Source organism: Bradyrhizobium jicamae (genome assembly GCF_018130695.1).
Lineage (GTDB): Bacteria > Pseudomonadota > Alphaproteobacteria > Rhizobiales > Xanthobacteraceae > Bradyrhizobium > Bradyrhizobium jicamae_B.
Map to the genome: position 1 here is coordinate 1 of NZ_JAFCJX010000044.1, position 22,068 is coordinate 22,068.

At 64.3% G+C, this 22,068-nt stretch carries 18 protein-coding genes; 8 read left to right on the top strand and 10 right to left on the bottom strand.

The annotated features are described in order from the left end of the window. Nucleotides 1-617: 617 nt before the first annotated feature. A complete protein-coding gene (locus JQ604_RS38440; RefSeq protein WP_212365959.1) occupies nucleotides 618-2,651 on the bottom strand; it encodes a methyl-accepting chemotaxis protein in 2,034 nt (677 codons plus the stop codon). Between the two features lie 450 nt (nucleotides 2,652-3,101). On the opposite strand from JQ604_RS38440, the gene JQ604_RS38445 reads away from it, so the two are divergent. Continuing rightward, nucleotides 3,102-4,274 (top strand): FIST N-terminal domain-containing protein, encoded by a 1,173-nt coding sequence (locus tag JQ604_RS38445; protein ID WP_249159289.1) that lies wholly within the window; start codon nucleotides 3,102-3,104, stop codon nucleotides 4,272-4,274. Continuing rightward, a complete protein-coding gene (locus JQ604_RS38450) occupies nucleotides 4,271-5,659 on the top strand; it encodes an ATP-binding response regulator (protein WP_249159291.1) in 1,389 nt (462 codons plus the stop codon). Before JQ604_RS38445 ends, JQ604_RS38450 begins: the two co-directional genes overlap by 4 nt. On the opposite strand, the gene JQ604_RS38455 is transcribed toward JQ604_RS38450, so the two are convergent. The 4 genes from JQ604_RS38455 to JQ604_RS38470 all read right to left on the bottom strand — a co-directional run bounded on the left by JQ604_RS38455 (nucleotide 5,654) and on the right by JQ604_RS38470 (nucleotide 10,081). Beyond that, the gene (locus tag JQ604_RS38455) at nucleotides 5,654-6,430 is read right to left on the bottom strand and encodes a LuxR C-terminal-related transcriptional regulator (protein WP_249159293.1); all 777 of its coding nucleotides are present in this window, start codon (nucleotides 6,428-6,430) and stop codon (nucleotides 5,654-5,656) included. The genes JQ604_RS38450 and JQ604_RS38455 overlap by 6 nt on opposite strands. Nucleotides 6,431-6,491: 61 nt before the next feature. Continuing rightward, nucleotides 6,492-7,175 carry a response regulator gene (locus tag JQ604_RS38460; RefSeq protein WP_212365960.1) on the bottom strand — a complete coding sequence of 228 codons (684 nt, stop codon included), beginning with the start codon at nucleotides 7,173-7,175 and terminating at the stop codon, nucleotides 6,492-6,494. A 36-nt stretch (nucleotides 7,176-7,211) separates the two neighbouring features. Next, entirely contained in the window at nucleotides 7,212-8,372 is a 1,161-nt protein-coding gene (locus JQ604_RS38465) for a c-type cytochrome (protein WP_212365961.1), read from the bottom strand. A 41-nt stretch (nucleotides 8,373-8,413) separates the two neighbouring features. Then, on the bottom strand, nucleotides 8,414-10,081 hold the full coding sequence (locus JQ604_RS38470; RefSeq protein WP_212366010.1) for a PQQ-dependent dehydrogenase, methanol/ethanol family: 1,668 nt from the start codon (nucleotides 10,079-10,081) through the stop codon (nucleotides 8,414-8,416). A gap of 453 nt (nucleotides 10,082-10,534) precedes the next feature. On the opposite strand from JQ604_RS38470, the gene JQ604_RS38475 reads away from it, so the two are divergent. The 4 genes from JQ604_RS38475 to JQ604_RS38490 all read left to right on the top strand — a co-directional run bounded on the left by JQ604_RS38475 (nucleotide 10,535) and on the right by JQ604_RS38490 (nucleotide 15,605). Continuing rightward, complete coding sequence (locus JQ604_RS38475) at nucleotides 10,535-11,020, top strand: (2Fe-2S)-binding protein (RefSeq protein ID WP_212365962.1); 486 nt, start codon at nucleotides 10,535-10,537, stop codon at nucleotides 11,018-11,020. 89 nt (nucleotides 11,021-11,109) lie between these two features. Further along, nucleotides 11,110-13,449 carry a xanthine dehydrogenase family protein molybdopterin-binding subunit gene (locus tag JQ604_RS38480; protein ID WP_212365963.1) on the top strand — a complete coding sequence of 780 codons (2,340 nt, stop codon included), beginning with the start codon at nucleotides 11,110-11,112 and terminating at the stop codon, nucleotides 13,447-13,449. 12 nt (nucleotides 13,450-13,461) lie between these two features. Next, entirely contained in the window at nucleotides 13,462-14,262 is an 801-nt protein-coding gene (locus tag JQ604_RS38485) for an FAD binding domain-containing protein (protein WP_212365964.1), read from the top strand. Nucleotides 14,263-14,495: 233 nt separating this feature from the next. After that, a complete protein-coding gene (locus JQ604_RS38490) occupies nucleotides 14,496-15,605 on the top strand; it encodes a CaiB/BaiF CoA transferase family protein (protein WP_212365965.1) in 1,110 nt (369 codons plus the stop codon). Between the two features lie 135 nt (nucleotides 15,606-15,740). On the opposite strand, the gene hppD is transcribed toward JQ604_RS38490, so the two are convergent. Next, a complete protein-coding gene (gene hppD / locus JQ604_RS38495) occupies nucleotides 15,741-16,859 on the bottom strand; it encodes a 4-hydroxyphenylpyruvate dioxygenase (RefSeq protein ID WP_212365966.1) in 1,119 nt (372 codons plus the stop codon). 124 nt (nucleotides 16,860-16,983) lie between these two features. On the opposite strand from hppD, the gene JQ604_RS38500 reads away from it, so the two are divergent. Both JQ604_RS38500 and JQ604_RS38505 read left to right on the top strand, forming a co-directional pair. Then, nucleotides 16,984-17,454, top strand: coding sequence for an Lrp/AsnC family transcriptional regulator (locus JQ604_RS38500; RefSeq protein ID WP_212365967.1), 471 nt, complete (start codon nucleotides 16,984-16,986; stop codon nucleotides 17,452-17,454). Nucleotides 17,455-17,600: 146 nt separating this feature from the next. Next, nucleotides 17,601-17,912, top strand: a complete 312-nt coding sequence (locus JQ604_RS38505; protein WP_212365968.1) for a DUF1272 domain-containing protein — start codon at nucleotides 17,601-17,603, stop codon at nucleotides 17,910-17,912. A gap of 158 nt (nucleotides 17,913-18,070) precedes the next feature. Here the strand turns inward: JQ604_RS38505 and fahA are convergent, their stop codons facing one another. From fahA to JQ604_RS38525, 4 genes are all read right to left on the bottom strand, one after another. After that, nucleotides 18,071-19,357 carry a fumarylacetoacetase gene (fahA, locus tag JQ604_RS38510; protein WP_212365969.1) on the bottom strand — a complete coding sequence of 429 codons (1,287 nt, stop codon included), beginning with the start codon at nucleotides 19,355-19,357 and terminating at the stop codon, nucleotides 18,071-18,073. Between the two features lie 142 nt (nucleotides 19,358-19,499). Continuing rightward, entirely contained in the window at nucleotides 19,500-20,846 is a 1,347-nt protein-coding gene (gene hmgA, locus JQ604_RS38515) for a homogentisate 1,2-dioxygenase (protein WP_212365970.1), read from the bottom strand. Nucleotides 20,847-20,848: 2 nt separating this feature from the next. Continuing rightward, nucleotides 20,849-21,805, bottom strand: a complete 957-nt coding sequence (locus tag JQ604_RS38520) for an MBL fold metallo-hydrolase (protein ID WP_212365971.1) — start codon at nucleotides 21,803-21,805, stop codon at nucleotides 20,849-20,851. Nucleotides 21,806-21,835: 30 nt separating this feature from the next. Next, entirely contained in the window at nucleotides 21,836-22,063 is a 228-nt protein-coding gene (locus tag JQ604_RS38525) for a DUF2783 domain-containing protein (RefSeq protein ID WP_212365972.1), read from the bottom strand. Nucleotides 22,064-22,068 lie beyond the last annotated feature (5 nt).

Genomic DNA, 22,068 nt, shown 5'->3' on the forward strand with positions numbered 1-22,068 from the left:
GGCGCTCGCCAACAAGGTCGCGCGCATCGCCTGGAGGTTGATGGTCAGCGGCGAACGCTACGATGCGGCACGCGCCGGCATCGTCTCCCCGATCGCAAGTCTAGCACCGTGCTCGCCTGGTCAAGGCCGCTGCGCGCCGCCTGCGGCGGTGGCCGTAGGCCAGCCTTGACCAGGCTGCGCGCGGCGCTCAAACGAGTCTGCCATCGGTGAAACGAAACCTCCGGGCCCCGCCCAAAAACACAAGGTGATGACATGAGCTTGCACCCAACCCGCAGACCCAGAACTTCGGCGTAAGGAACGACCTCGCGCCGCAGGCCGAAGCTTGCTCGAGAACGGAAGATGGACCTGATCGATCGATCACAGTCACGAGACAAAACTCCGCAGGACCCAACGGCGAAAAACGCCGCGAGTATGTTTGGAGCTCGCACCTGTGAACCCCATCTTGGCAGCGGTCACGTGCGACCGCATCAACAGACCGGACATATGACCGCAATCGCTTCGATCAGAAACAACCTTCCGCCTCTTGCCAGCAGGGGGCCGTCCACAAATGGGTCCTGGCCTTCGCCAGGACGACAGCGGAGGGTTACCCAGCAGCGAGAGTCGACGCCGCAGTTCGGCTACGCCGCGCGGATATTCGCCATGAAGCGGTCGAGCTCTTCGCGCAGCCGCGCGCTTTCGGTCGACAGCGAGCGCGCCGAGTTCAGCACCTCTTCCGAGGCTGCGCCGGTCTCGGTGGCGCCGCGGTTGACTTCGGTGACGCTGGTCGCCGCCTCCTGCGTACCGACGGCGACGTTCTGCACACTGCGGGCGATCTCCTGCGTCGCCGAGCTCTGCTGCTCGACGGATGCCGCGATATTGGATGCAATCGAGGAGATCTGGCCGATGGTGCCGCCGATCTCCTTGATCGCCGCGACCGACTCCTGCGTCGCCGCCTGCATGCCCGAAATGTGATTGGATATCTCGTCGGTCGCCTTCGCGGTCTGGCTGGCCAGCGACTTCACCTCCTGCGCCACCACGGCAAAGCCGCGGCCGGCGTCGCCGGCGCGGGCGGCTTCGATGGTGGCGTTCAGCGCCAGCAGATTGGTCTGCTCGGCGATCGCGGTGATCAGCTTGACGACGTCACCGATCTCCTGCGCCGCGCGCGAGAGTTTGCCGATGCGCGCATCGGTCTGCTCGGCCTGGCGCACGGCGGCGTCCGCGATCTGGCTGGACTCCTTGACGCGGCGGCCGATCTCGTCGACGGAGGCGGACAGCTCCTCGGTGGCGGAGGCGACCGACTGCATGTTGCTGGAGGCCTCCTCGGAGGCGCCGGCGACCTGGCTGGAGAGGTTTTGCGTGGTCTCGGCGGTGCGCGTCAGCGTGCCGGCCGAGGTCTCGAGCTGCACGGCGGAAGCCGAGACATTGGACACGATCGAGCCGACGGCGGCTTCGAATTCATCGGCGAAGCGAATGAGTTCGGCGCGACGCGCGGCGGCGGCGGTCTTGTTCTGCGCCTCCTGGGTCATCGCATCGCGCTCGGCCTTGGCCACCGCCTGGAGCTTGAACTCTTCGACCGCACCGGCCATCTCGCCGAGCTCGTCGCGGCGGCCGAGGCCCGGCAGCACGACGTCGAAATTGCCGGCAGCAAGCTCGCGCATCGCCGCGCACATCCTGGCGATCGGTTTGGCAATGCCGCGGCCGAGCAGGAAAGCCCAGACCAGGCCGAGCACGAGGCCGCCGATGGCGAGGATCAGGATCAGACGCTCGGTCTCGGCGATGATGGTGTTGGATTCCTCCTCGAGCCGCGTCTGGTCGGCGACGAGGCCGGCCTTCATCGCAGCGGCGCCCTTCATGATCGCCTCGGCGGAATCGCCCATGTCGTCGATCAGCTCGACGATCTCCTTCTTGTTCGCGACCAGCTTGGCGAGCGACTCGCGGTAGGTCTTGAGCAGCACGGTGATCTCGTTGACGACGGGCGCGATCTTGTCGTTGGCGGTCGGCACCCCCTTGATAGCGTTGTCGAGGAAGCTGAGGCGGCTGGTCGCGCTGGTTGCAGCGGCAGCCTCGCCGCTGACCACGAAATTGTTGACCAGCACCTTGATCGACTGGAACTGGGTGGTGATGGTCTTGGTCTGGAACTGGACCGCCTGCAGTTCGGCATCGGAGGCAACGCCGGCGAGGTCGTCGAACTTGTATTCCAGCGACATCTCGCTACGGGTCAGCGCGTTCTTGGTGAGGTACTCGCTCTCCTCCTTCACCTTCAGGATCGAGGCGAAGATCTTGGTGAAGGCACTGAACTCGCGCGCCAGCTTCGTGAGCTGGTCGAGGCTCGCCGGATTGGTGGTGCCGCGCATCGCCTGGTCGATGGCGTCCTTCAGCTTGTCCTGGGCGGCAAGCGCGGCCTTGCTGTCCTCTTCCTTGTTGGTGACGATGAAGTAGCGCGCCAACGAGCGGTAGGAGATCAGCTCACGGTCGATGTTGCGGGCAAGATCGGCCTCGGCGACGCTCTTGCGGAAGGCGCCGACGCCGTCGGAGACCCGCTCGAAGCCGATATAGGCAAAGCCCATGCTGGCGGCGGAGATCGCCAGGGTGACGGCGAAGCCCAGCATGATCTTGGCGCGGAACCGGAGGGTCGGGAACTTGATCGACAGCGACCGCTTGAGCCCAGGCATCCCCACCCCCGTCTTCATTCTGAAAACCACAGGGAATCCGGCAGCAACCCGCCCCAGACCCCGGTGGGCAAAACTAGGGCAGAATCCATAAGGGCCGGTAAATGGGCACCCGGCTTTGCTACGACCTTGGTCGGCATTGCCTCAGGCAGGGCGGCGATTGACGGCCTCGGCCGTCCCGATACCTTAGAACCAATCAAGCCTGTCCCTGCCCGGGCCAGGACACCACATCGGGAGACGTCCCATGCCATCGCGTCGGATAGCGCCGTCGGCGCTTACGACGAGCCTGTGTCCCGGCCGTTGCGCCGGATCAATGACGTCTCCCGCTTCACCATGCCGAAATCCCGTCAGCCTCATGACACCAAAGCTTCGTCCCGGCTGACGGACATGATGGGTCGCGTGGGATGGGCCACCCGCGCCAAGAACAAAACGACTTGGTCAGGGAGATCGCCTTTGGCGGACAAGCAAGGCAGCGCTGACGACAGCATTGTCGTGGCGCAGGCAAAGACCGCGGAGCCGCGTGAGGCCGCGGACGAGATCGCGCGGCAGCTGGCACCGGCCAGGCTCGCGATGGCCATCGTGTTCGTCTCGCCATTCTACGATCCGGAAGTCTTCATCGCGGAATTGTCGGCCCGGATGCCCGACCTCCCGATCTTCGGCTGCACCACGGCGGGCGAATTGTCGCCGGGCGGCTGGGACGAGGACAGCGTGGTGGCGATGGGCTTCACGGCGGCCGACTTCGTGATCGCCGCCCGGCCGTTGTTCGATCTCTCGACCTTCCGGGTCGATCGCGGCCGCGCCATCTGCACCGAGCTGCATCAGGAATTCAGGGACCGTACCGAACATTGGGAGCCGGGCCAGGACGCCTTCGGGCTCTTGTTCATCGACGGCATGTGCCAGCGCGAAGAAACCATCATATCGGCGATCTACACCGCACTGGAGGATATCCCGATCGTCGGAGGCTCCGCCGGCGATGGCTTGCGCTTCGAAAAATCCTGGGTGTTCCACGGCGGCAAGGCCCATACCGATGCCGCCGTGCTGATCCTGATCAAGACGCGGCTGCCGTTCCGCCTGTTCAAATGCGACCATTTCGAGCCGACCGAGACCAAGATGGTGGTGACGGAAGCCGACATCGAGCATCGCATCGTCAAGGAGCTCAACGCCGAGCCGGCCGCGCTGGAATATTCCCGCGCCGTCGGCCTCAGCGACACCAAGCTCGAACTGTTCTCCTTTGCCGCCCATCCGGTGCTGGTGAGAGTCGGTGGCTCCTACTACGCGCGCTCGATCCAGCGCACCAATCCGGACGGCTCGCTGCAATTCTTCTGCGCCATCGACGAAGGTATGGTGCTGACGGTGGCGCGGGAGCGCGACCCGATCGATGCGACCAGCCGGGCGCTCAAGGACATGACCGACGAGCTCGGCGAGGTCTCGCTGTTCATCGGCTTCGAATGCCTGCTGCGCCGGCTCGATGTCGAGCAGCATCAGCTCACGCGCGAGATGTCGGAACTGTATCGCCGCAACCGGGTGATCGGCTTCCAGACCTATGGCGAGCAATATCGCTCGATGCATGTCAACCAGACGCTGACCGGCGTCGCCATCGGCAAGCGTGCGGTGGCTCCGCAATGACCCAGGCCAGGATGACCGACAGCAAGACCAGCCGCATTGCCGAGCTCGAGCGCGAGGCCGCCAAGCTGCGCAAGATCAACGCGGCCCTGATGTCGCGCGTCGAGCGGTCGACCGACCAGCAGCTCAATGCCTTCTCGCTGTTCGAAACCGCGATCGCGCTGGACCAGCAGGTCCGCGAGCGCACCCAGCAGCTCAAGCAGGTGCTGCAATCGCTGGAGAAGACCAACGGCCGCCTGCTGCAGGCCAAGACGCAGGCCGAGGCCGCCAGCTCGCTGAAATCCTCGGTGCTGGTCTCGGTGACGCACGATCTGCTGCAACCCTTGAACGCCGCGCGGCTGACGCTGTCGGCACTGGCCGACATGGTGACCGAACCCAAGGGCGTGGCGCTGACCGACCAGATCGACCGCTCGCTGGCGACGCTGGAAGATCTGCTGCGCACGCTGCTCGACATCTCCAAGCTCGATGCCGGCGTGCTGAAGCCGGAGTTCGGGCCGGTCGCGATCGCCTCGCTGTTCGAGCCGCTGGAGCAGGAGTTTAGCCCCGTCGCCGCCAAGCGTAATCTGTCGCTGAAGATCATGCCGTCGTCGGCGACCGTGTCATCGGACCCGCTGCTGCTGCGGCGGATCCTGCAGAACCTGCTGGCGAACGCGCTGCGCTACACCCAGCGCGGCAGCGTGCTGATGGGCTGCCGGATGCGCGGCGGCAATCTCTGCATCGAGGTACACGACACCGGCCCCGGCATTCCCGAGGGACAACGCGAGGCGATCTTCGTCGAATTCCAGCGCGGAGAGACCAGCGTCGGCGACAAGGCCGGCATTGGCCTGGGGCTCTCGATCGTGCGGCGCTTCGCCGACGTGCTCGGCCACGACATCCGCCTGACCTCGCGCCCCGGCAAGGGCTCGGTATTCTCGGTCACGGTACCCATGACATCAGATCCGGCCATCGTTCCCGTGCGCGAGCAGGCGATCGTCGACAACAGCTATGGCGGCATGGAGGGCGCCAAGATCCTGCTGATCGAGAACGACCTCTCCAGCGCCGAGGGCCTCGCGAGCCTGCTGGAGAAATGGGGCTGCGACGTCGCGGTGACGATCTCCAAGACCGAGGCGCTGGAGCGCATCCGCGCGCTCGACGGCATTCCGGATGCGATCATCGCCGACCTGCATCTCGACAATGGCGAGACCGGGATCGAGGCGGTCGATGTGATCTGCCAGGAGATCAAGACCGATGTGCCGGCGATCATCGTCACCGCCGACTATTCGGCGAAGGCGGCGTCCGACGTCTCGTCGTTCGGGCATGAGCTTTTGAAGAAGCCGATCAAGCCGGCCGAGATGCGCTCGCTGCTGTCGTTCCTGCTCGCCTCCGAGCAGCCATCGAGCCGTCTATGAGTCATCGCTTGGCGGCGAGACCGGCGGGTGATCGGCCTTGCCGAAATCGAGCTTCGACAGCGCGATGATCGCCTCGGTGCGGCTGCGCACGCCGAGCTTCCGCAGGATCTCCGAGACATGCACCTTCACGGTCGTCACTGAGATGTCGAGCTCATAGGCGATGTGCTTGTTCTGCAGACCGCGGCAGATCATGTCGAGCACCCGCAGCTGCTGCGCCGTCATGGCGCCGAGCGGCTTCAACAGCTCGCGCGTCTCGGCCTGCCCCTTCGCCGCAGCATCGGCTAAGCGCTTCGGCAGGAACACCGCGCCATCGAGGATGCCACGCAACAGCCGCGCCAGCTCGGTCTTCGGCGTCGATTTCGGGATATAGCCGGAAATCCCCAGCGCGATCGCGCCGCCGATGATGCGGGAATCATCATGCGCGGAGACGATGACCAGCGGACTGCGCGGCGCCGCGGCGCGGACACGGTAGGCGCCGAGCAGGCCGGTGGTGCCGGGCATCGACAGATCGAGCATGATCAGATCGATCCCGTCGCATGCGGCCAGGATATCCAGCGCGCCGTCGATCGAGGTCGCCTGCAACACCTCGGCATGGGGAAACTCGCTGCCGATCACGCCGATCAGCGCGGCGCGAAACAGCGGATGATCCTCGACAATGAGCAGCCGAGGCGTGTTCGCCTCGCTGATCGGCCCCTCACCCACCACTGGCGTCGTCGTGGTCAAAGTCGCGCCGTCCTCTCCCGGATCGTTCAAGACAGCCATCGCAGCCATGACGTTATCTCAAAGGTGGAGGACAGCCTATAGGTCGATCGACGACGTGCAGCGCAGCAAACTAATGCGGCTTCTCGGACTTCGACGCGGGGCCGGCGTCCTGGAGCAATGGTAGCGGAAGCTTTCGGAGCTCGATGATCGCCTTGTTGCGGCTGAACAGTTTCAGCTTGCGCAGGATCTCGGTGACGTGCGCCTTCACCGTCGACTCCGCGAGCTTCAGCTCGGCGGCGATCTCGCGGTTCTGCAGGCCGCGGGTGATCAGATGCAGCACGCGGATCTGCTGCGGCGTCAGCTTCTCGATCCGTTCCCGCAAGGTCCGCGCCGTCTCGGTCTGCGCCAGCGCGCCCGACGGCACGAAGTCGCGCGGCGCCGAGACCGATCCGCTCAGCACCCGCGCGATCGCCTCCGACAGCTCGCCGACCGAGGTCGATTTCGGCAAATAGCCGACCGCGCCCATCTCCAGCGCCTCGCGGACCGTATGCTTGTCCTCCTCGCTGGAGACGATCGCAATCGGCAGGCGGGGATAGCGATCCCGGATCTTCTGGAAGCCGGAGAAGCCGACCACGTCGGGCAGCAGCAAATCGAGCAGCGCCAGGTCGATGTTCGGCTCGCTGGCGAGGATGCCGAGCGCGCCCTTGATCGAGGTCGCCTCGTAGATCCGGGCGTCCGGATGCGAGATGCGGATGGCGTTGCCGAGCGCCTCGCCGAACAAGGGGTGATCGTCGATGATCAGGAACCCCATCATGAGGACCCTCGCATGGATGTTACAGACGCCTGGCCTCTAATCTGACGCGCCCTGCACGGTCAGCAGATAGGAATACACGTTCTTGAGCTCGTCGTCGCTATAGACATCCTTCCACGCCGGCATGCCCTTGGCCGGACGGCCGTCATGCACGGTCTTCCAGTAGGTCGACTCCATGTCGTCGGCATAGCGCTTCTTGAGCAGCCGGAGGTCGATCTTCCGCTCCGCCTGCACCGCGTCCGGGCCGTGGCAATGCGCGCAGGTGCCGTTGAACAACTCACGCCCGGCCTTGACATCGCCGCCGCCCGCGGCCGCGGTCTGGACCGGCTTGTCGGAGGTGACCTGCCCGACGGTGACGGGCTCCTTCGCCTGGGCTGCCTGATTGGCCTGGCCGAACTTGATGGCAGCGCCGTTCGGCACGCCGTATTTGGCGAACAGGGCGGAGATATCCGACTGGAGCGACGGCAGCACGCCGTCGACCTCGTCACGCAGCGCGCCTGAGGCTTTGGCGAAACCGATCGCGGTCTCCCAGAGCAGGCCGGCGCCTTCGGTCGGCACCAGCTGGTATTTGTCATTGTAGGCCGTCTTGTTGAGCCAGCCGGCAACCGGGGCCCAGATGAAGGCGACGTCGACCTTGCCCTGCTCCAGCGCGGTCATGCCCTCGTCCGGGCTCAGCACCGTGACCTTCCGGATCTCGTCGCGCAGCGCCAGCAGGTTTTGCGGGGTCGACTGATACTGCACCGCGACGCGCAATCCCCTGAGATCGTCGATCCCGGTGAGCTTGCGGTCCTTCGCACCGATCAATGCATAGCCTTCATGGGCGATCGGCTTCGAGAAGATCACCGCAGGGCCCATGAAGTCGTCGACCAGCGGCAGGCCGACCATGGCGTCGCACTGCTTGCTCAGCAGCGTCTCGCGCACGGTCCGCTTGCCGAAGTAGGATTTGTACCAGGTCGTGCTTACCGGGCGGCCGAGCTTTTGCGCCACCGCCTGGCCGATCTCGAGATAGAGCCCGGGCTTGCCCGGATCGTCGCTCGAGAACGGCAGATTGGTCGGATCGGCGCAGAGCCGCAGCGGCTTGATCTCGTCGGCGCCGGCCGAGACGACCGGCGCCGCAAGCATGGTGGAAAGCAGCAGGGCTCGGATCGCCTTGCCGAGAAGGGCGTGACGCGAACAGTTGCGCACTTCATTTCGGGTCATGCGGAACACGAGCACGGCTACCTCCGTTTTGCGATGAACGTTTACTGCAGAGCGAACACGAACAGCGAACCGCCTTCCGGAGCCGCGGCGACCATCTTCTTGCCGATGTCACCGAGGAAGGCCGGCAGCGCCGCGGTACGACCGACCACGATCGCGACATATTGCTTGCCGCCGACCGAGTAGGTCACCGGACCCGCGCCGATGCCGCTGCCGAGATTCTTGCTCCACACCACCTTGCCGTTCTTGGCATCGATGGCGCGGAAGTCGCCGTGCAGATTGCCGGAGAACACGAGGTTGCCGGCGGTGGTCAGCGTGCCGCCGTTGAACGGCAGGTCTTCCTTGATGCCCCACACCTTCTTGTTGGCGATCGGATCCCAGGCCACAAGCTCGCCGAGGAAACCGCCGGGGCCTTCCTTGGTCGGGAATTCGGCACCGAGATAGAACACGCCGCGCTTGTAGTTCACGTCGCTGACCGACCAGTCCATGCAGACATTGTTGGTCGGGATGTAGACCAGGCCGGTGCCCGGGTTGAACGACATCGGCTGCCAGTTCTTGCCGCCGATCAGGTTCGGGCAGATGTCCTTGGCGGGATGGCCGGGACCCGGACGCTTGTCGGGATCCTCTTCGGCGCGCATCGTGGTGATGTCCCACTTCTTGGCCCAGTTCGAGTAGACGTACTTCTCGGCCGAGATCATCTTGCCGGTTTCGCGGTTGGCGACGAAGAAGAAGCCGTTACGGTCCGCCTTCATCAGCACCGGAGTTTCGGCGCCCTTGATCTTGAGGTCGGCGAGCAGGAGCTCGTTGACGCCGTCATAGTCCCAGGCGTCCGCCGGCGTACCCTGGATGTGCCACTTGATCTTGCCGGTGTTCGGATCGATCGCGAGCGTCGACGCCGTGTAGAGATTGGTCAGCTTGCCGAAATTGCCGTCGCCGGTGGAACGCACCGCGGTATTCCACGGACCCGGGTTGCTGGTGCCCCAATAGACCGTGTCGGACTTCGCATCGTAGGAGCCGACCAGCCATGCGGCGCCGCCGCCATGCAGGCCGGTGTCGCCCTTCCAGGTCTCGCTGCCGGGCTCGCCCGGCGCCGGCACCGTGTAGGTCTGCCACAGCAGCTTGCCGTCGTTGAGATTGAAGGCCAGCAGCGCACCGCGCACGCCATACTCGCCGCCGCCGAAGCCGGTGATGACCTTGTCGCGCACGACCAGCGGCGGCGAGGTGATCACCGAGCCCTGCTTGTAGTCGACGACGGTCGAGGTCCACACCTCCTTGCCGGTCTTGGCATCGAGCGCAGTCAACTTGCCGTCGAGACGGCCGACGAAGATCTTGCCGTCGGCATAGGAGACGCCGCGGCTGTTGACGTCGCAGCAGGCATACTGCAGCACGTCATCGGGAATGTCGGGCTGATAGGTCCATTTGCGCGCACCGGTGGCGGCATCGACCGCGTAGACATATTTCGGCCCCCAGGAGGTCGAGACGTAGAGCGTGTCGCCGATCACGACCGGCGAGGCTTCGTTGGAGCGCAGCGAGGCCAGCGACAGCGAATAGACCAGCTGCAGCTTGTTCGCATTCTCCGAGGTGATCTGCTTCAGCGGGCTGAAGCGCGTGTTGCCGTAGTCGTGGCCTGCGATCGCCCATCCATTCGGATCGGCCGCGGCCTTGGTGACGGACTCGTTGGCTTTCGTTGCGGTCAATCCCGCCATCACCATGGCGGCCAGCGAAACGCCGGCAAAGAAACTCTTGCGCTTCAGCATATTCTGTTCCTCCGATGTGGTTGCATGGCCGCGCGTTCGCGTGTTGCGCGCGGCTCCTTACCCAATTTGCGGACGCGCGATCTTTTGCCGCTGCATCGCGCATGAAAATGCCAGCAACGTTTTTGCGTCGTTATAGGCGGAAGGTAGTAGTGGCCTTGGCAACCGATCTTGCCGTGTGACGATTGCTGCTTCTTCGAAGCGCCGCGCGCGCAAATTCGGACAATTCGCGCGCGTCAAGCCCGTCGGATTTGCGCTTGTAAATTGCCCAATGAACGACTGCCTGCTAGGATCGGAACCATAGGCCGGTGCGCTTCATGACAAGGCTGCGACGACTACTACTTTGATCGCGGTTTCGTCCCCAATGCGGCGTGATCTACTGGGCCGATAATGAGACTTTGGGAGGAACGCGTGTCTACAGTCAAACTGACGGTAAACGGCAGGGCGGTCTCGGTCGACGTTGAGGACCGGACCCTCCTCGTGCATCTCTTGCGCGAAAACCTGAACCTAACCGGCACCCATGTCGGCTGCGATACCAGCCAGTGCGGCGCCTGCGTCGTCCATGTCGATGGACGGGCGGTCAAATCCTGCACCATGCTCGCCGGACAGGCAGCCGGCTGCAACGTCACCACCATCGAGGGCCTCGCCAAGGGCGACGAACTGCACCCGATGCAGGCGGCCTTCCGCGACAATCACGGCCTGCAGTGCGGCTATTGCACCCCCGGCATGATCATGTCCGCGGTCGATATTGTGCACCGCCATGGTGGAAAGCTCGACGAGGAGACGGTCCGGCAGGAGCTCGAAGGCAATATCTGCCGCTGCACCGGCTACCACAACATCGTCAAGGCGGTGCTGGACGCCGCCGGCCGCATGAAGGTCGCGCAGGCCGCCGAATAGGCTGCCACGGACCACACGATCAAGCTCATCACCGCCGGTCTCGATGGAAACGGCGGCAATTCGAAATCTCCGGTCGGGAGGACAGGATTATGGGTGTTGAAGGTATTGGCGCAAGCGTCGTGCGCAAGGAAGATCGCCGCTTCATTACAGGCAAGGGACGTTACGTCGACGACGTCAAGCTGGTGGGCATGACCTATGCTCATTTCATCCGCAGCCCGCATGCCCATGCAAAAGTAAAGGGCATCGATTCATCCGCAGCCCTGAAGATGCCCGGCGTGGTCGCCGTGCTGACCGGGCAGCAGATCGTCGACGACAAGGTCGGCAACCTCATTTGCGGCTGGGCCATCACATCGAAGGACGGCTCGCCGATGAAGATGGGCGCGTGGCCGGCGATGGCGCCGGAGACCGTGCGCTTCGTCGGACAGGCCGTCGCGGTCGTGATCGCCGACACCAAGAACCTGGCCAAGGACGCAGCCGAAGCCGTCGTCGTCGACTACGAAGAGCTTCCCGCGGTGGCGGACGTCCGCTCCGCGATCAAGCCAGGTGCGGTCCAGCTGCATCCCGAAGCGCCCGGCAACATCATCTATGACTGGCACATCGGCGATGAGGCCGCGACCAAGGATGCCTTCAGCAAGGCCGCCAATGTGGTCACGCTGGAGCTGACCAACAACCGCCTGGTGCCGAACGCGATGGAGCCGCGTGCGGCCGTCGCGGACTACGACGCCGCCGAAGAGCACTACACGCTCTGGACGACCTCGCAGAACCCGCATGTCGCCCGCCTCGTGCTGTCGGCGTTCTACAACATCGCGCCCGAGCACAAGCTGCGCGTGATCGCGCCCGACGTCGGCGGCGGCTTCGGCTCCAAGATCTACATCTATCCCGAGGAGATGGTGGCGCTGTGGGCCTCCAAGAAGGTCGGCCGTCCCGTGAAGTGGACCGGCGATCGTTCGGAAGCCTTCCTCACCGACGCGCATGGCCGCGACCACATCTCCAAGGCGGAGATGGCGTTCGACAAGGACAACAAGATCCTTGGCCTGCGGGTGAAGACCCACGCCAATTTCGGCGCCTACATGTCGCTGTTCTCGTCGGCGGTGCCGACCTATCTCTACGCGACGCTGCTGTCGGGACAGTATGTCATTCCGGCGATCTATGCCGAGGTGGTGGCCGTTTACACCAACACCACGCCGGTTGACGCCTATCGCGGCGCCGGCCGCCCCGAAGCGAGCTATCTGCTCGAGCGGATGATGGAGACGGCGGCGCGGCAGCTGAAGGTCGATCCGGCCGAGCTGCGCAAGACAAACTTCATCACCCAGTTCCCGTATCAGACGCCCGTGATCATGGCGTATGACATCGGCAACTTCCACGCCTCGATCGACGCGGCGATGAAGGCGATCGATTACGCCGGCTTCCCCGCACGCAAGGCCAAGGCGAAAGCCGACGGCAAGCTGCGCGGCATCGGCCTGTCCTGCTACATCGAAGCCTGCGGCATCGCGCCGTCGAAGGCGGTCGGTAGCCTCGGCGCCGGCGTCGGTCTATGGGAGTCGGCTGAAATCCGCGTCAATCCGGTCGGCACCATCGAGGTGCTCACCGGCACGCACAGCCACGGCCAGGGCCATGAGACTGCATTTGCGCAGATCATCTCGGAGCGCCTCGGCGTCCCGATCAGCCAGGTCTCGATCGTTCATGGCGACACCGACAAGGTGCAGTTCGGCATGGGCACCTACGGCTCGCGTTCGATCGCGGTCGGCGGTGCGGCGATCGTGAAGGCGATGGAGAAGGTCGAGGCCAAGGCCAAGAAGATCGCGGCGCACGCGCTCGAAGCGTCCGAGAGCGACATCGTGATCGAGAACGGCGAGTTCAAGGTCACCGGCACCGACAAGTCGATCGCGCTGCCGATGGTCGCGCTCGCGGCCTACACCGCGCACAATTTGCCTGACGGCATGGAGCCCGGTCTGAAGGAGACGGCGTTCTACGACCCGACCAACTTCACCTTCCCGGCCGGAGCCTATATCTGCGAGCTCGAGGTCGATCCCGGCACCGGCAAGACCTCGTTCGTCAACTTCGTGGCGGCAGACGACTTCGGTCGGCTGATCAACCCGATGATCGTCGAAGGCCAGGTCCATGGCGGTCTCGCTCAGGGCATCGGCCAAGCGCTCTTGGAAGGCGTCGTCTATGACGGCACCGGCCAGCTCGTGACGGCCTCGTTCATGGATTACTCCATGCCGCGCGCCGACGACCTGCCCTCGTTCAAGCTATCGCATACCACCACGCTCTGCCCGGGCAATCCGCTCGGCGTGAAGGGCTGCGGCGAAGCCGGCGCCATCGGTGCCTCCGCGGCCGTGATCAACGCGATCACGGACGCCATCGGCAACAACAAGCTGGAAATGCCGGCGACGCCCGATCGCGTCTGGCACGCCATTCACGGTTGAGGAGGACGAGATATGTACGAGACGACTTATCACCGCGCTTCCTCGGTCGATGACGCCGCGGCGGCCTTCGCCAAGGGCAAGGATTCGAAATTCCTTGCCGGTGGGCAGACCCTGCTACCGGTCATGAAGCAGCGGCTGGCCGCGCCGTCCGACGTGATCGATCTCTCGAAGATCAAGGACATGATCGGGATCGTGCCGACCAACAATGGCATCGAGATCAAGGGCGCGACCACGCACTACGACGTGGCGGAGAGCAGCGACGTGCAGAAGGCGATCCCGGGGCTGGCCTATCTTGCTTCCGTGATCGGCGATCCCGCCGTGCGTTATCGCGGCACCATTGGCGGCTCGCTCGCCAACAACGATCCCGCCGCGGATTATCCAGCCGCCGTGCTGGCGCTGAATGCGACGGTCAAGACCAACAAGCGTACGATCCCCGCAGACGACTTCTTCAAGGGCCTGTTCGCGACGGCGCTTGAGGACGGCGAGATCATCACCGCGGTCTCGTTCCCGGTCACGGCAAAGTCCGGCTACGCCAAGTTCCGCAATCCGGCGTCGCGCTTTGCGTTGACCGCCGTGTTCGTGGCGAGGTCGCCGAGCGGCGAGGTCCGCGTGGCCGCGGCCGGCGCATCACAGAGCGGCGTGATGCGCGTCGGCGCCATCGAGTCCGCGCTGACGACGAACTGGTCGGCCAGCGCGCTCGACAATGTGAAGGTCTCCGCCAGCGGCATGCTGAGCGACATCCACGGCACCGCTGATTATCGCGCCAACCTGGTCCGGGTGATGGCGCAACGGGCGGTCATCGCGGCGGGGTAGGCATGATCCGGAAAAGTGCGAAGCGGTTTTCCGATAAGATCATGCCCAAACAAACAGCTACGGTGCGATGACAATTTCATCGCGCCGTAGCGCCTAAACACAAATTGGAAACGGCGCGCAGCGATGCGCGCCGTTCGTTTTTCGCGCACTGCTGCGCGCAAAAAGCAGCTTGCCACATCGCGCGTTCGGCGAGACAATTTAGCTAATCAGCTAATTAAAACTCGGATGGAAACGTGCTCGATAAACCTGCCTCTCACTCCGCCGTTCGCGCCTCCGGGCCCCTCGCCGGCTTCCGCATCGTCGAATTCGCCGGCATCGGCCCCGGGCCGTTCGCCTGCATGCTGCTCGCGGACATGGGCGCCGAGGTGATCACGCTGGACCGCGTCGGCGCGGCTAAGAATCTAAAGGCAGTGTCGGTGCGCGGCCGCAAGGTCATCGAGCTCGACCTGAAGAGCAAGGATGCAATCGCGCAGGTGCTGGACCTGCTGAGCCATGCCGACGCACTGATCGAAGGCTTCCGTCCAGGCGTGATGGAGCGGCTCGGTCTCGGCCCCGATGTCGTGCTCGCGCGCAATCCAAAACTCGTTTACGGCCGCATGACCGGCTGGGGCCAGGAAGGCCCGCTGGCGCACGCCGCCGGCCATGACATCAACTACATCTCGATCACCGGCGCGCTGGCCGCGATCGGACCTAAGGAAAAGCCGGTGCCGCCGCTCAACCTGGTCGGAGATTTCGGCGGCGGCGCGCTCTATCTCGTGGTCGGCGTGCTCGCCGCGCTGCTGGAAGCGTCGAAATCCGGCAAGGGCCAGGTCGTGGACACCGCGATGTGCGACGGCGCGGCGTCGCTGATGTCGATGTTCTTCGACATGAGCGCGATGGGCCGCTGGACCGAAGGCCGCGACCAGAATTTCCTCGACGGCGGCGCGCATTTCTACGGCGTCTATGAATGCTCTTGCGGCAACTTCATCTCGATCGGTTCGATCGAGCCGCAATTCTACGCGCTGCTGCGCAAGCACGCCGATCTCAACGACGCCGATTTCGACGCACAGATGGACCGCAAGGCCTGGCCGGCGCTGAAGGAGAAGCTGACCAAGGTCTTCAAGAGCAAGACGCGCGAGGACTGGTGCAAGATCATGGAAGGCAGCGACATCTGCTTCGCGCCGATCCTGACCATGGCGGAGGCGCCGAAGCATCCGCACATGGCCGCGCGAAAGGTGTTCGTCGAGCGCCATGGCGTGACCCAGCCCGCGCCGGCGCCGCGCTTCTCGCGCACGCCGTCGGCGATCCGCGAGCCGGAGGTGGCGCAGATTGGCGATGTGACGGCGGCGTGGAAGGCGCGATAGCTCTCGTGCCCCGGACGCGGCGCAGCACGCAGTGATGCGCTGCAGAGCCGGGGCCCATGCCTCCATTACGAAAAGTGGGTCCCGGCTCTGCGCAGCAGCGTTGCACGCTGCAGCGCGTCCGGGACACGAGACTAACTACGCTGCGTGATCCACCTTCAGCACGCCGCGGCGGATCTGGTCTTCCTCGATCGATTCGAACAGCGCCTTGAAATTGCCCTCGCCGAATCCGTCATCGCCCTTGCGCTGGATGAACTCGAAGAAGATCGGCCCGATCGCATTCGCCGAGAAGATCTGCAAGAGCACCTTGGTCTGGCCGCCATCGACCACGCCTTCGCCATCGATCAGGATGCCGTTGGTTTGCAGCCGCGCGACGTCCTCGCCGTGCCCGGGCAGGCGCGCGTCGATCCTCTCGAAATAGGTGCCGGGCGGTGACGGCATGAAGGGCAGGCCGGCCTCGCGCAGCGTCTCCACCGTGCGATGGATATCGCGCGCACCGCAGGCGATGTGCTGGATGCCCTCGCCATTATAGGTGTGGAGATATTCCTCGATCTGTCCGGAATCGCCGGCATCCTCATTGATCGGAATCCGGATCTTGCCATCGGGGCTGGTCAGCGCGCGCGAGAACAGGCCTGACGCGCGCCCTTCGATATCGAAGAAGCGGATCTGGCGGAAGTTGAACAGCTTTGCGTAGAAGCCGGTCCAGACATCCATGCGACCGCGATGGACGTTGTGGGTGAGGTGATCGATGTAATAGAGGCCCGAGCCTGATGGACGCGGGTTCGCAGCATCAGTCCATTCGAACTCGGTGTCATAGGCCGAGCCCTTGGCACCGTAGCGATCGACGAAATAGAGCAGACTGCCGCCGATGCCCTTGATCGCGGGCACGTCGAGCGTCTTCTGCGCCGGCGACACATCCGCCGGCTCGGCGCCGAGCGCGATCGCGCGCGCGTAGGCCTGCTTGGCGTCGACCACGCGGAACGCCATCGACGGCGCGCAGGGGCCGTGGGCGGCGACGAAGTTGAAGCCGTCGGTGCCGGGCTCCTCGTTGACGAGGTAGTTGATGTCGCCCTGGCGATAGACCGTGATCCGCTTGGTCTTGTGGCGGGCGACCGGGGCAAAGCCTATCAGCTTGAAGAGGGCGTGCAGTTCGGCCGGGTTGGGGTGGGCGTATTCGACGAACTCGAAACCGTCGGTGCCCATCGGGTTGTCGGTGCTGATCTCGGCCGGCGGCGCATCGTGCGGAAACGGACCCATGGCGGAATTCTCCCTGATTTGGCTGGGGAGGATTTTCCGCCGTTTGCTGCGCAATGGGCGTGCAAAATCAGGCCGATCAGGCTATAATTACGCATGCTTCGTGCATGAAATGAGCATTTGACGCATGATCGACGTCGACAGCTTCGACCTCAAAATGCTGGCCGCCCTGCAGGACGACGGCCGGCTGACCAACCAGCAGCTGGCCGATCTGATCGGCCTCTCCGCCTCGCAATGCTCGCGGCGGCGGATGCGGCTGGAGGAGGAGAAGGTGATATCAGGCTACCACGCCGACCTCGCCGGCGAGGCGCTCGGCTTCGGCCTGATCGCCTTCATCCACATCACGCTGGCGACCCACTCGCCCGACAATGCCAAGCGGTTCCGCGAGCTGGTCGAGCGCGTCGACGAGATCCAGGAGGGCTACTCGCTGACCGGCGACGCGGACTACCTGCTCAAGGTGATCCTGCGCGATCTCAAGAGCCTGTCCGATATCGTCAACAACGTGCTGATGCCGCACCAGAGCGTGGCGCATGTGCGCTCGTCGATCGTGCTCGACCGGCTGAAGGAGAGCGCGAAGCTGCCGCTCAGCGTGCTCTAGCTTTTTTTGACGCGTTTTCTTCACGCAAACCGGTACCCACTTTGCTTGAACGCGTTCTGGCGCTCATGGCGCAAATCGAGGGAAATATGCCATTCGCTTTCGCCGCGTGATTTGCGATTCTCGCTATCCATACCTGGGAGGCGACCATGGCGCTGCAGCTGCGACCGAACTGCGAATATTGCGACAAGGACCTGCCGCCGAGCGCGACGGATGCGCGGATCTGCTCGTATGAATGCACGTTCTGTGCGGATTGCGTCGAGACCAAGCTCAACAATGTCTGCCCGAACTGCGGCGGCGGCTTCGCGCCGCGGCCGATCCGCCCATCGCAGGAGTGGCGGACCGGTGTCTGCGTGACCAAGCACCCGCCGTCGGACAAGCGGGTGCATTTGAAATACAGCGTCGAGGACGTCGCTGCGCACTGCGCGCGGCTGAAGGATATCCGGCCGGAAGAGCGCTGAGAGGCTTGCGCAACTGCCTGGCTCCTTCCCCCTGAAAGGGGGAAGGTTGGGATGGGGGTCAAGCCGCGGGCACTGAATTCTCCGGAGAGACCTGATCCCCACCCGGTTTGCGCTTCCGCGCAAACCGACCTCCCCTTTTCAAGGGGAGGTGAAGCAACTTACTCCGCCGCGACGATCGTGCCTTCGACCTCGCCGAAGCCGACGCGATAACCGTCGCCCTGGCACCAGCCGCGCATCACGAGGCTGTCGCCGTCTTCGAGGAAGGTGCGCTTGACGCCATCAGCGAGCTCGACCGGCTCGGTGCCGTTCCAGCTGATCTCGAGCAGGCTGCCGCGCTGGTGCTTCTCCGGGCCGGAGATCGTGCCGCTGCCTAAGAGATCGCCGACATTCATCGCGCAGCCGGATGAGGCGTGGTGTGCGAGCTGCTGCACCGAGGACCAATACATGTATTTGAAATTGGTGCTGGTGATGGTCTTCGCCTCATTCATCGCGCCGGCGCGCAGCGCGACGTCGAGCTGCATGTCGTAATTGTTCGGCTGCGTCTGTTTTAGATAGGCCAGCGGCTCCGGCTCCTGCGCCGGTCCCTGCATCCGGAACGGCTCCAGCGCCTCGCGCGTCACCACCCACGGGCTGATCGACGTCCCGAACGCCTTGGCCTGGAACGGACCCAGCGGCACGTATTCCCATGCCTGGATGTCGCGCGCGCTCCAGTCGTTGAGGATGACGAAGCCGAAGATCATCTCCTCAGCCTGCTGCACGGTCAGCGTCTCGCCCATCGCCGACGACTGGCCAACGACGACGCCCATCTCCAGCTCGAAATCGAGCCGCTTGCAGGGGCCGAAGCTTGGGACCTCTGATGTCGGCGGCTTCAGCTGGCCGCGCGGGCGGCGCACCTTGGTGCCGGAAACGACCACGGTCGAGGCGCGGCCGTTATAGCCGATTGGCATATGCAGCCAGTTCGGCTGCAGTGCATTGTCCTTGCCGCGGAACATGATGCCGACATTGGTGGCGTGCTCCTTCGACGAATAGAAATCGGTGTAGCCGGCGACGGTGAAGGGCATGTGCAGCTTCACCTCAGCCATCGGCACCAGCGCGCGGGCGCGAAGCTCGCGGTTATCGCGCAGTTCCGGATGATCGGCGCGCAACAGCTCACTGATCCGGGCGCGCGTTGTCGACCAGACCTTTGGTCCGAGCGCCATGAAGGCGTTGAGCGAGGGTTGCGAGAACACGCCGAGCGGGCCGACATCGAGACGAGAATCCTGCTCGAGCTCCCAGAGATCGAGCACGTAATCGCCGATCGCGACGCCGACGCGCGGGGCGAGCCCATCCTTCGACGAGAACACGCCGTAGGGGAGGTTCTGGATCGGGAAGTCGGAGGTCGGTGCGACGTCGATGAAGGAGCGGAGCTTTGGGTCGTTGGGATGGGTGGTCACGATTGGCTTCATCCTTTCTTCCTTCTCCCCCTGTGGGAGAAGGTGGCGCGGACGCAGTCCGCGACGGATGAGGGGTATCTATCCGCGGAGACATACCCCTCACCCCGCTTCGCTGCGCGAAGCGACCCTCTCCCACAAGGGGAGAGGGTAAGTACTACGGCTTCGTCGGATCGAACTTCTTCTCCAGGCCTTTCCAGCAATCCGAGTAGTCGTCCTGCAAGGTCGACGATTTCGCCGCGTACTCGGTCACGCGCTGCGGAAAGCGCGTCTCGAACATGAAGGCCATGGTGCCCGTGAGCTTCACCGGCTTCAGCTCGCCGTTGCTGGCGTGCTCGAAGGCTTCGCGGTCGGGGCCGTGCGGCAGCATCATGTTATGGAGCGAGATGCCGCCGGGCACGAAGCCTTGCGGCTTGGCGTCGTACACGCCATAGATCAGGCCCATGAACTCGCTCATGATGTTCATGTGATACCACGGCGGACGGAACGTGTTGTCGGCCACCATCCAGCGCTCCGGGAAGATCACGAAGTCGATATTCGCGGTGCCCGCCGTCTCCGAGGGCGAGGTCAGCACCGTGAAGATCGAGGGATCGGGGTGATCGAAGGCGATCGCGCCGACCGGCGAGAAGGTGCGCAGATCGTATTTGTACGGCGCGTAATTGCCGTGCCAGGCGACGACGTCGATCGGCGAGTGCGGCAACGTCGTCTTGAACAGCGAGCCGCCCCATTTGACATAGAGCTCGGTCGGCGTGTCCTTGTCCTCATAGCTGGCCACGGGGGTGAGGAAGTCGCGCGAGTTCGCAAGACAGTTGGCGCCGATCGGGCCGCGCTCCGGCAGCGTGAAGGCGCCGCCATAGTTTTCGCAGAGATAGCCGCGCGCCGGGCCATTGGGAATCTCGACCCGGAACTTGACGCCGCGCGGGATCACCACGATCTCGCCCGGCTCGGCGTCGATGCGGCCGAACTCGGTGACGAGCCGCAGATTGCCCTGCTGCAGCACGAACATCATCTCGCCGTCGGCATTGTAGAAATGCTGGTCCACCATCGATTTGGTGATGAGATAGATGTGTGCGGCCATGCCGGCCTGGGTGTTGGCATCGCCGGCCGTGGTCATGGTCTGCACGCCCTGCAGGAACGTCATGTCCTCCTTCGGGATCGGCGCCGGATCCCAGCGCAGCTGCGCGATCGGCATGTCGTACTCATGGCACGGCGCGGTGCGCCACAGCCCGGCGTCGGCCTTGGCGAAGCGGCCGGAGTGCCGCACCGACGGGCGGATGCGATACAGCCAGGAGCGCTCATTGGTGCCGCGCGGCGCGGTGAAAGGCGAGCCGGACAGCTGCTCGGCATAGAGCCCGTAGGCGCAGCGCTGCGGCGAATTGCGCCCCATCGGCAGCGCGCCGGGCAGCGCCTCGGTCTCAAAACTGTTGCCGAAGCCGGACATGTAGCCTGGCGTCACTTGCCCGGTGCTGCGAACGATCTGATCGGGTGAGGTGTTGATGTTCATGACTATCCTCCTCCTTGCAGGGCGGCCCACATGTCCTGGTCGCGCTTGTCGGTCCAGATCACGGGGTCGTCGATCCCGGACGCCTCGTCATAGGCGCGCGAGACGTTGAACGGCAGGCAGTGCTCGTAGATCGCGAACTTCGAGAATTTCGGATCCATCACCTCACGCGTCGCCGCCATCGATTGCTTCAGCGTGCGGCCCTTGGCAACGGACGCTTCGGCTGCACCATAGAGCGTGGTGACGAAATCGCGCGTCATCGCGATGGCGTCGCGACAGGTTGCAAGGCCCTGCAGCGCATCGCCGCGGCCGGGCGCGATCGCCTTCGGATTGAAGGCGCGGATCTCGTTCAGCGTCATCGGCCATTCGCGCAGATGCGCGTCGCCGCAATAGCACGCCGAGTGATACTCGATGAGGTCGCCGGAGAACATCACTTCGGCATCCGGCACCCAGGCGACGATGTCTCCCGAGGTGTGGCCGGCGCCGAGCTGCATCAGCCGCACCTCGCGTTTGCCGAGATAGATCGACATCTCGCCTTCGAAGGTCAGCGTCGGCCAGGTCAGGCCGGGAATGCTGGCGGCATCCTGGAACAGGCGGGGAAACCGGCCGTACTCAGAATCCCAATCCTGCTGACCGCGCTCCTCGATCAGCCGATAGGTTTCCTGCGAGGCCACGATGCCCTGCGCCTTGTAGGCGGAGGCGCCGAGCACGCGCACGGCGTGGTAATGCGACAGCACGACATATTTGATCGGCTTGTCCGTCACCTTTTTGACGCGCTCGATCACCTTGTTCGCCATCGCCGGCGTCGATTGCGCATCAAACACCAGGCAGCCGTCGTCACCGACGATGATTGCCGTGTTCGGATCACCTTCGGCGGTGAAGGCGTAGAGATCGGTGCCGATCTCGGAGAAGGTGATCGTCTTCTCGGTGAGGTCAGTGGTTGAGGCGAAACCTTTTGCCATCCGTTCAATCCTGTCCGTTCGTATCGGTGACTATTGCTGTTGCTGTTGCTGCTGCTGGCTCGAATCCAGCACCCGCCGCTTCGCCAATGCGATCGCCTCGTGCAGCACGTCGATGTCGCCGATGTGGTTGGCGAGCACCAGGACCAGCGCGGCATCGAGATCGGCGCTCTGCGCCTCACTGAGGCCGCGATGCGCCTCGACGACGGCGCGGAACGCATCGTCGGGCTTTGCAAAGTTCGAGCGGGTCGACAGCGCCATTGACG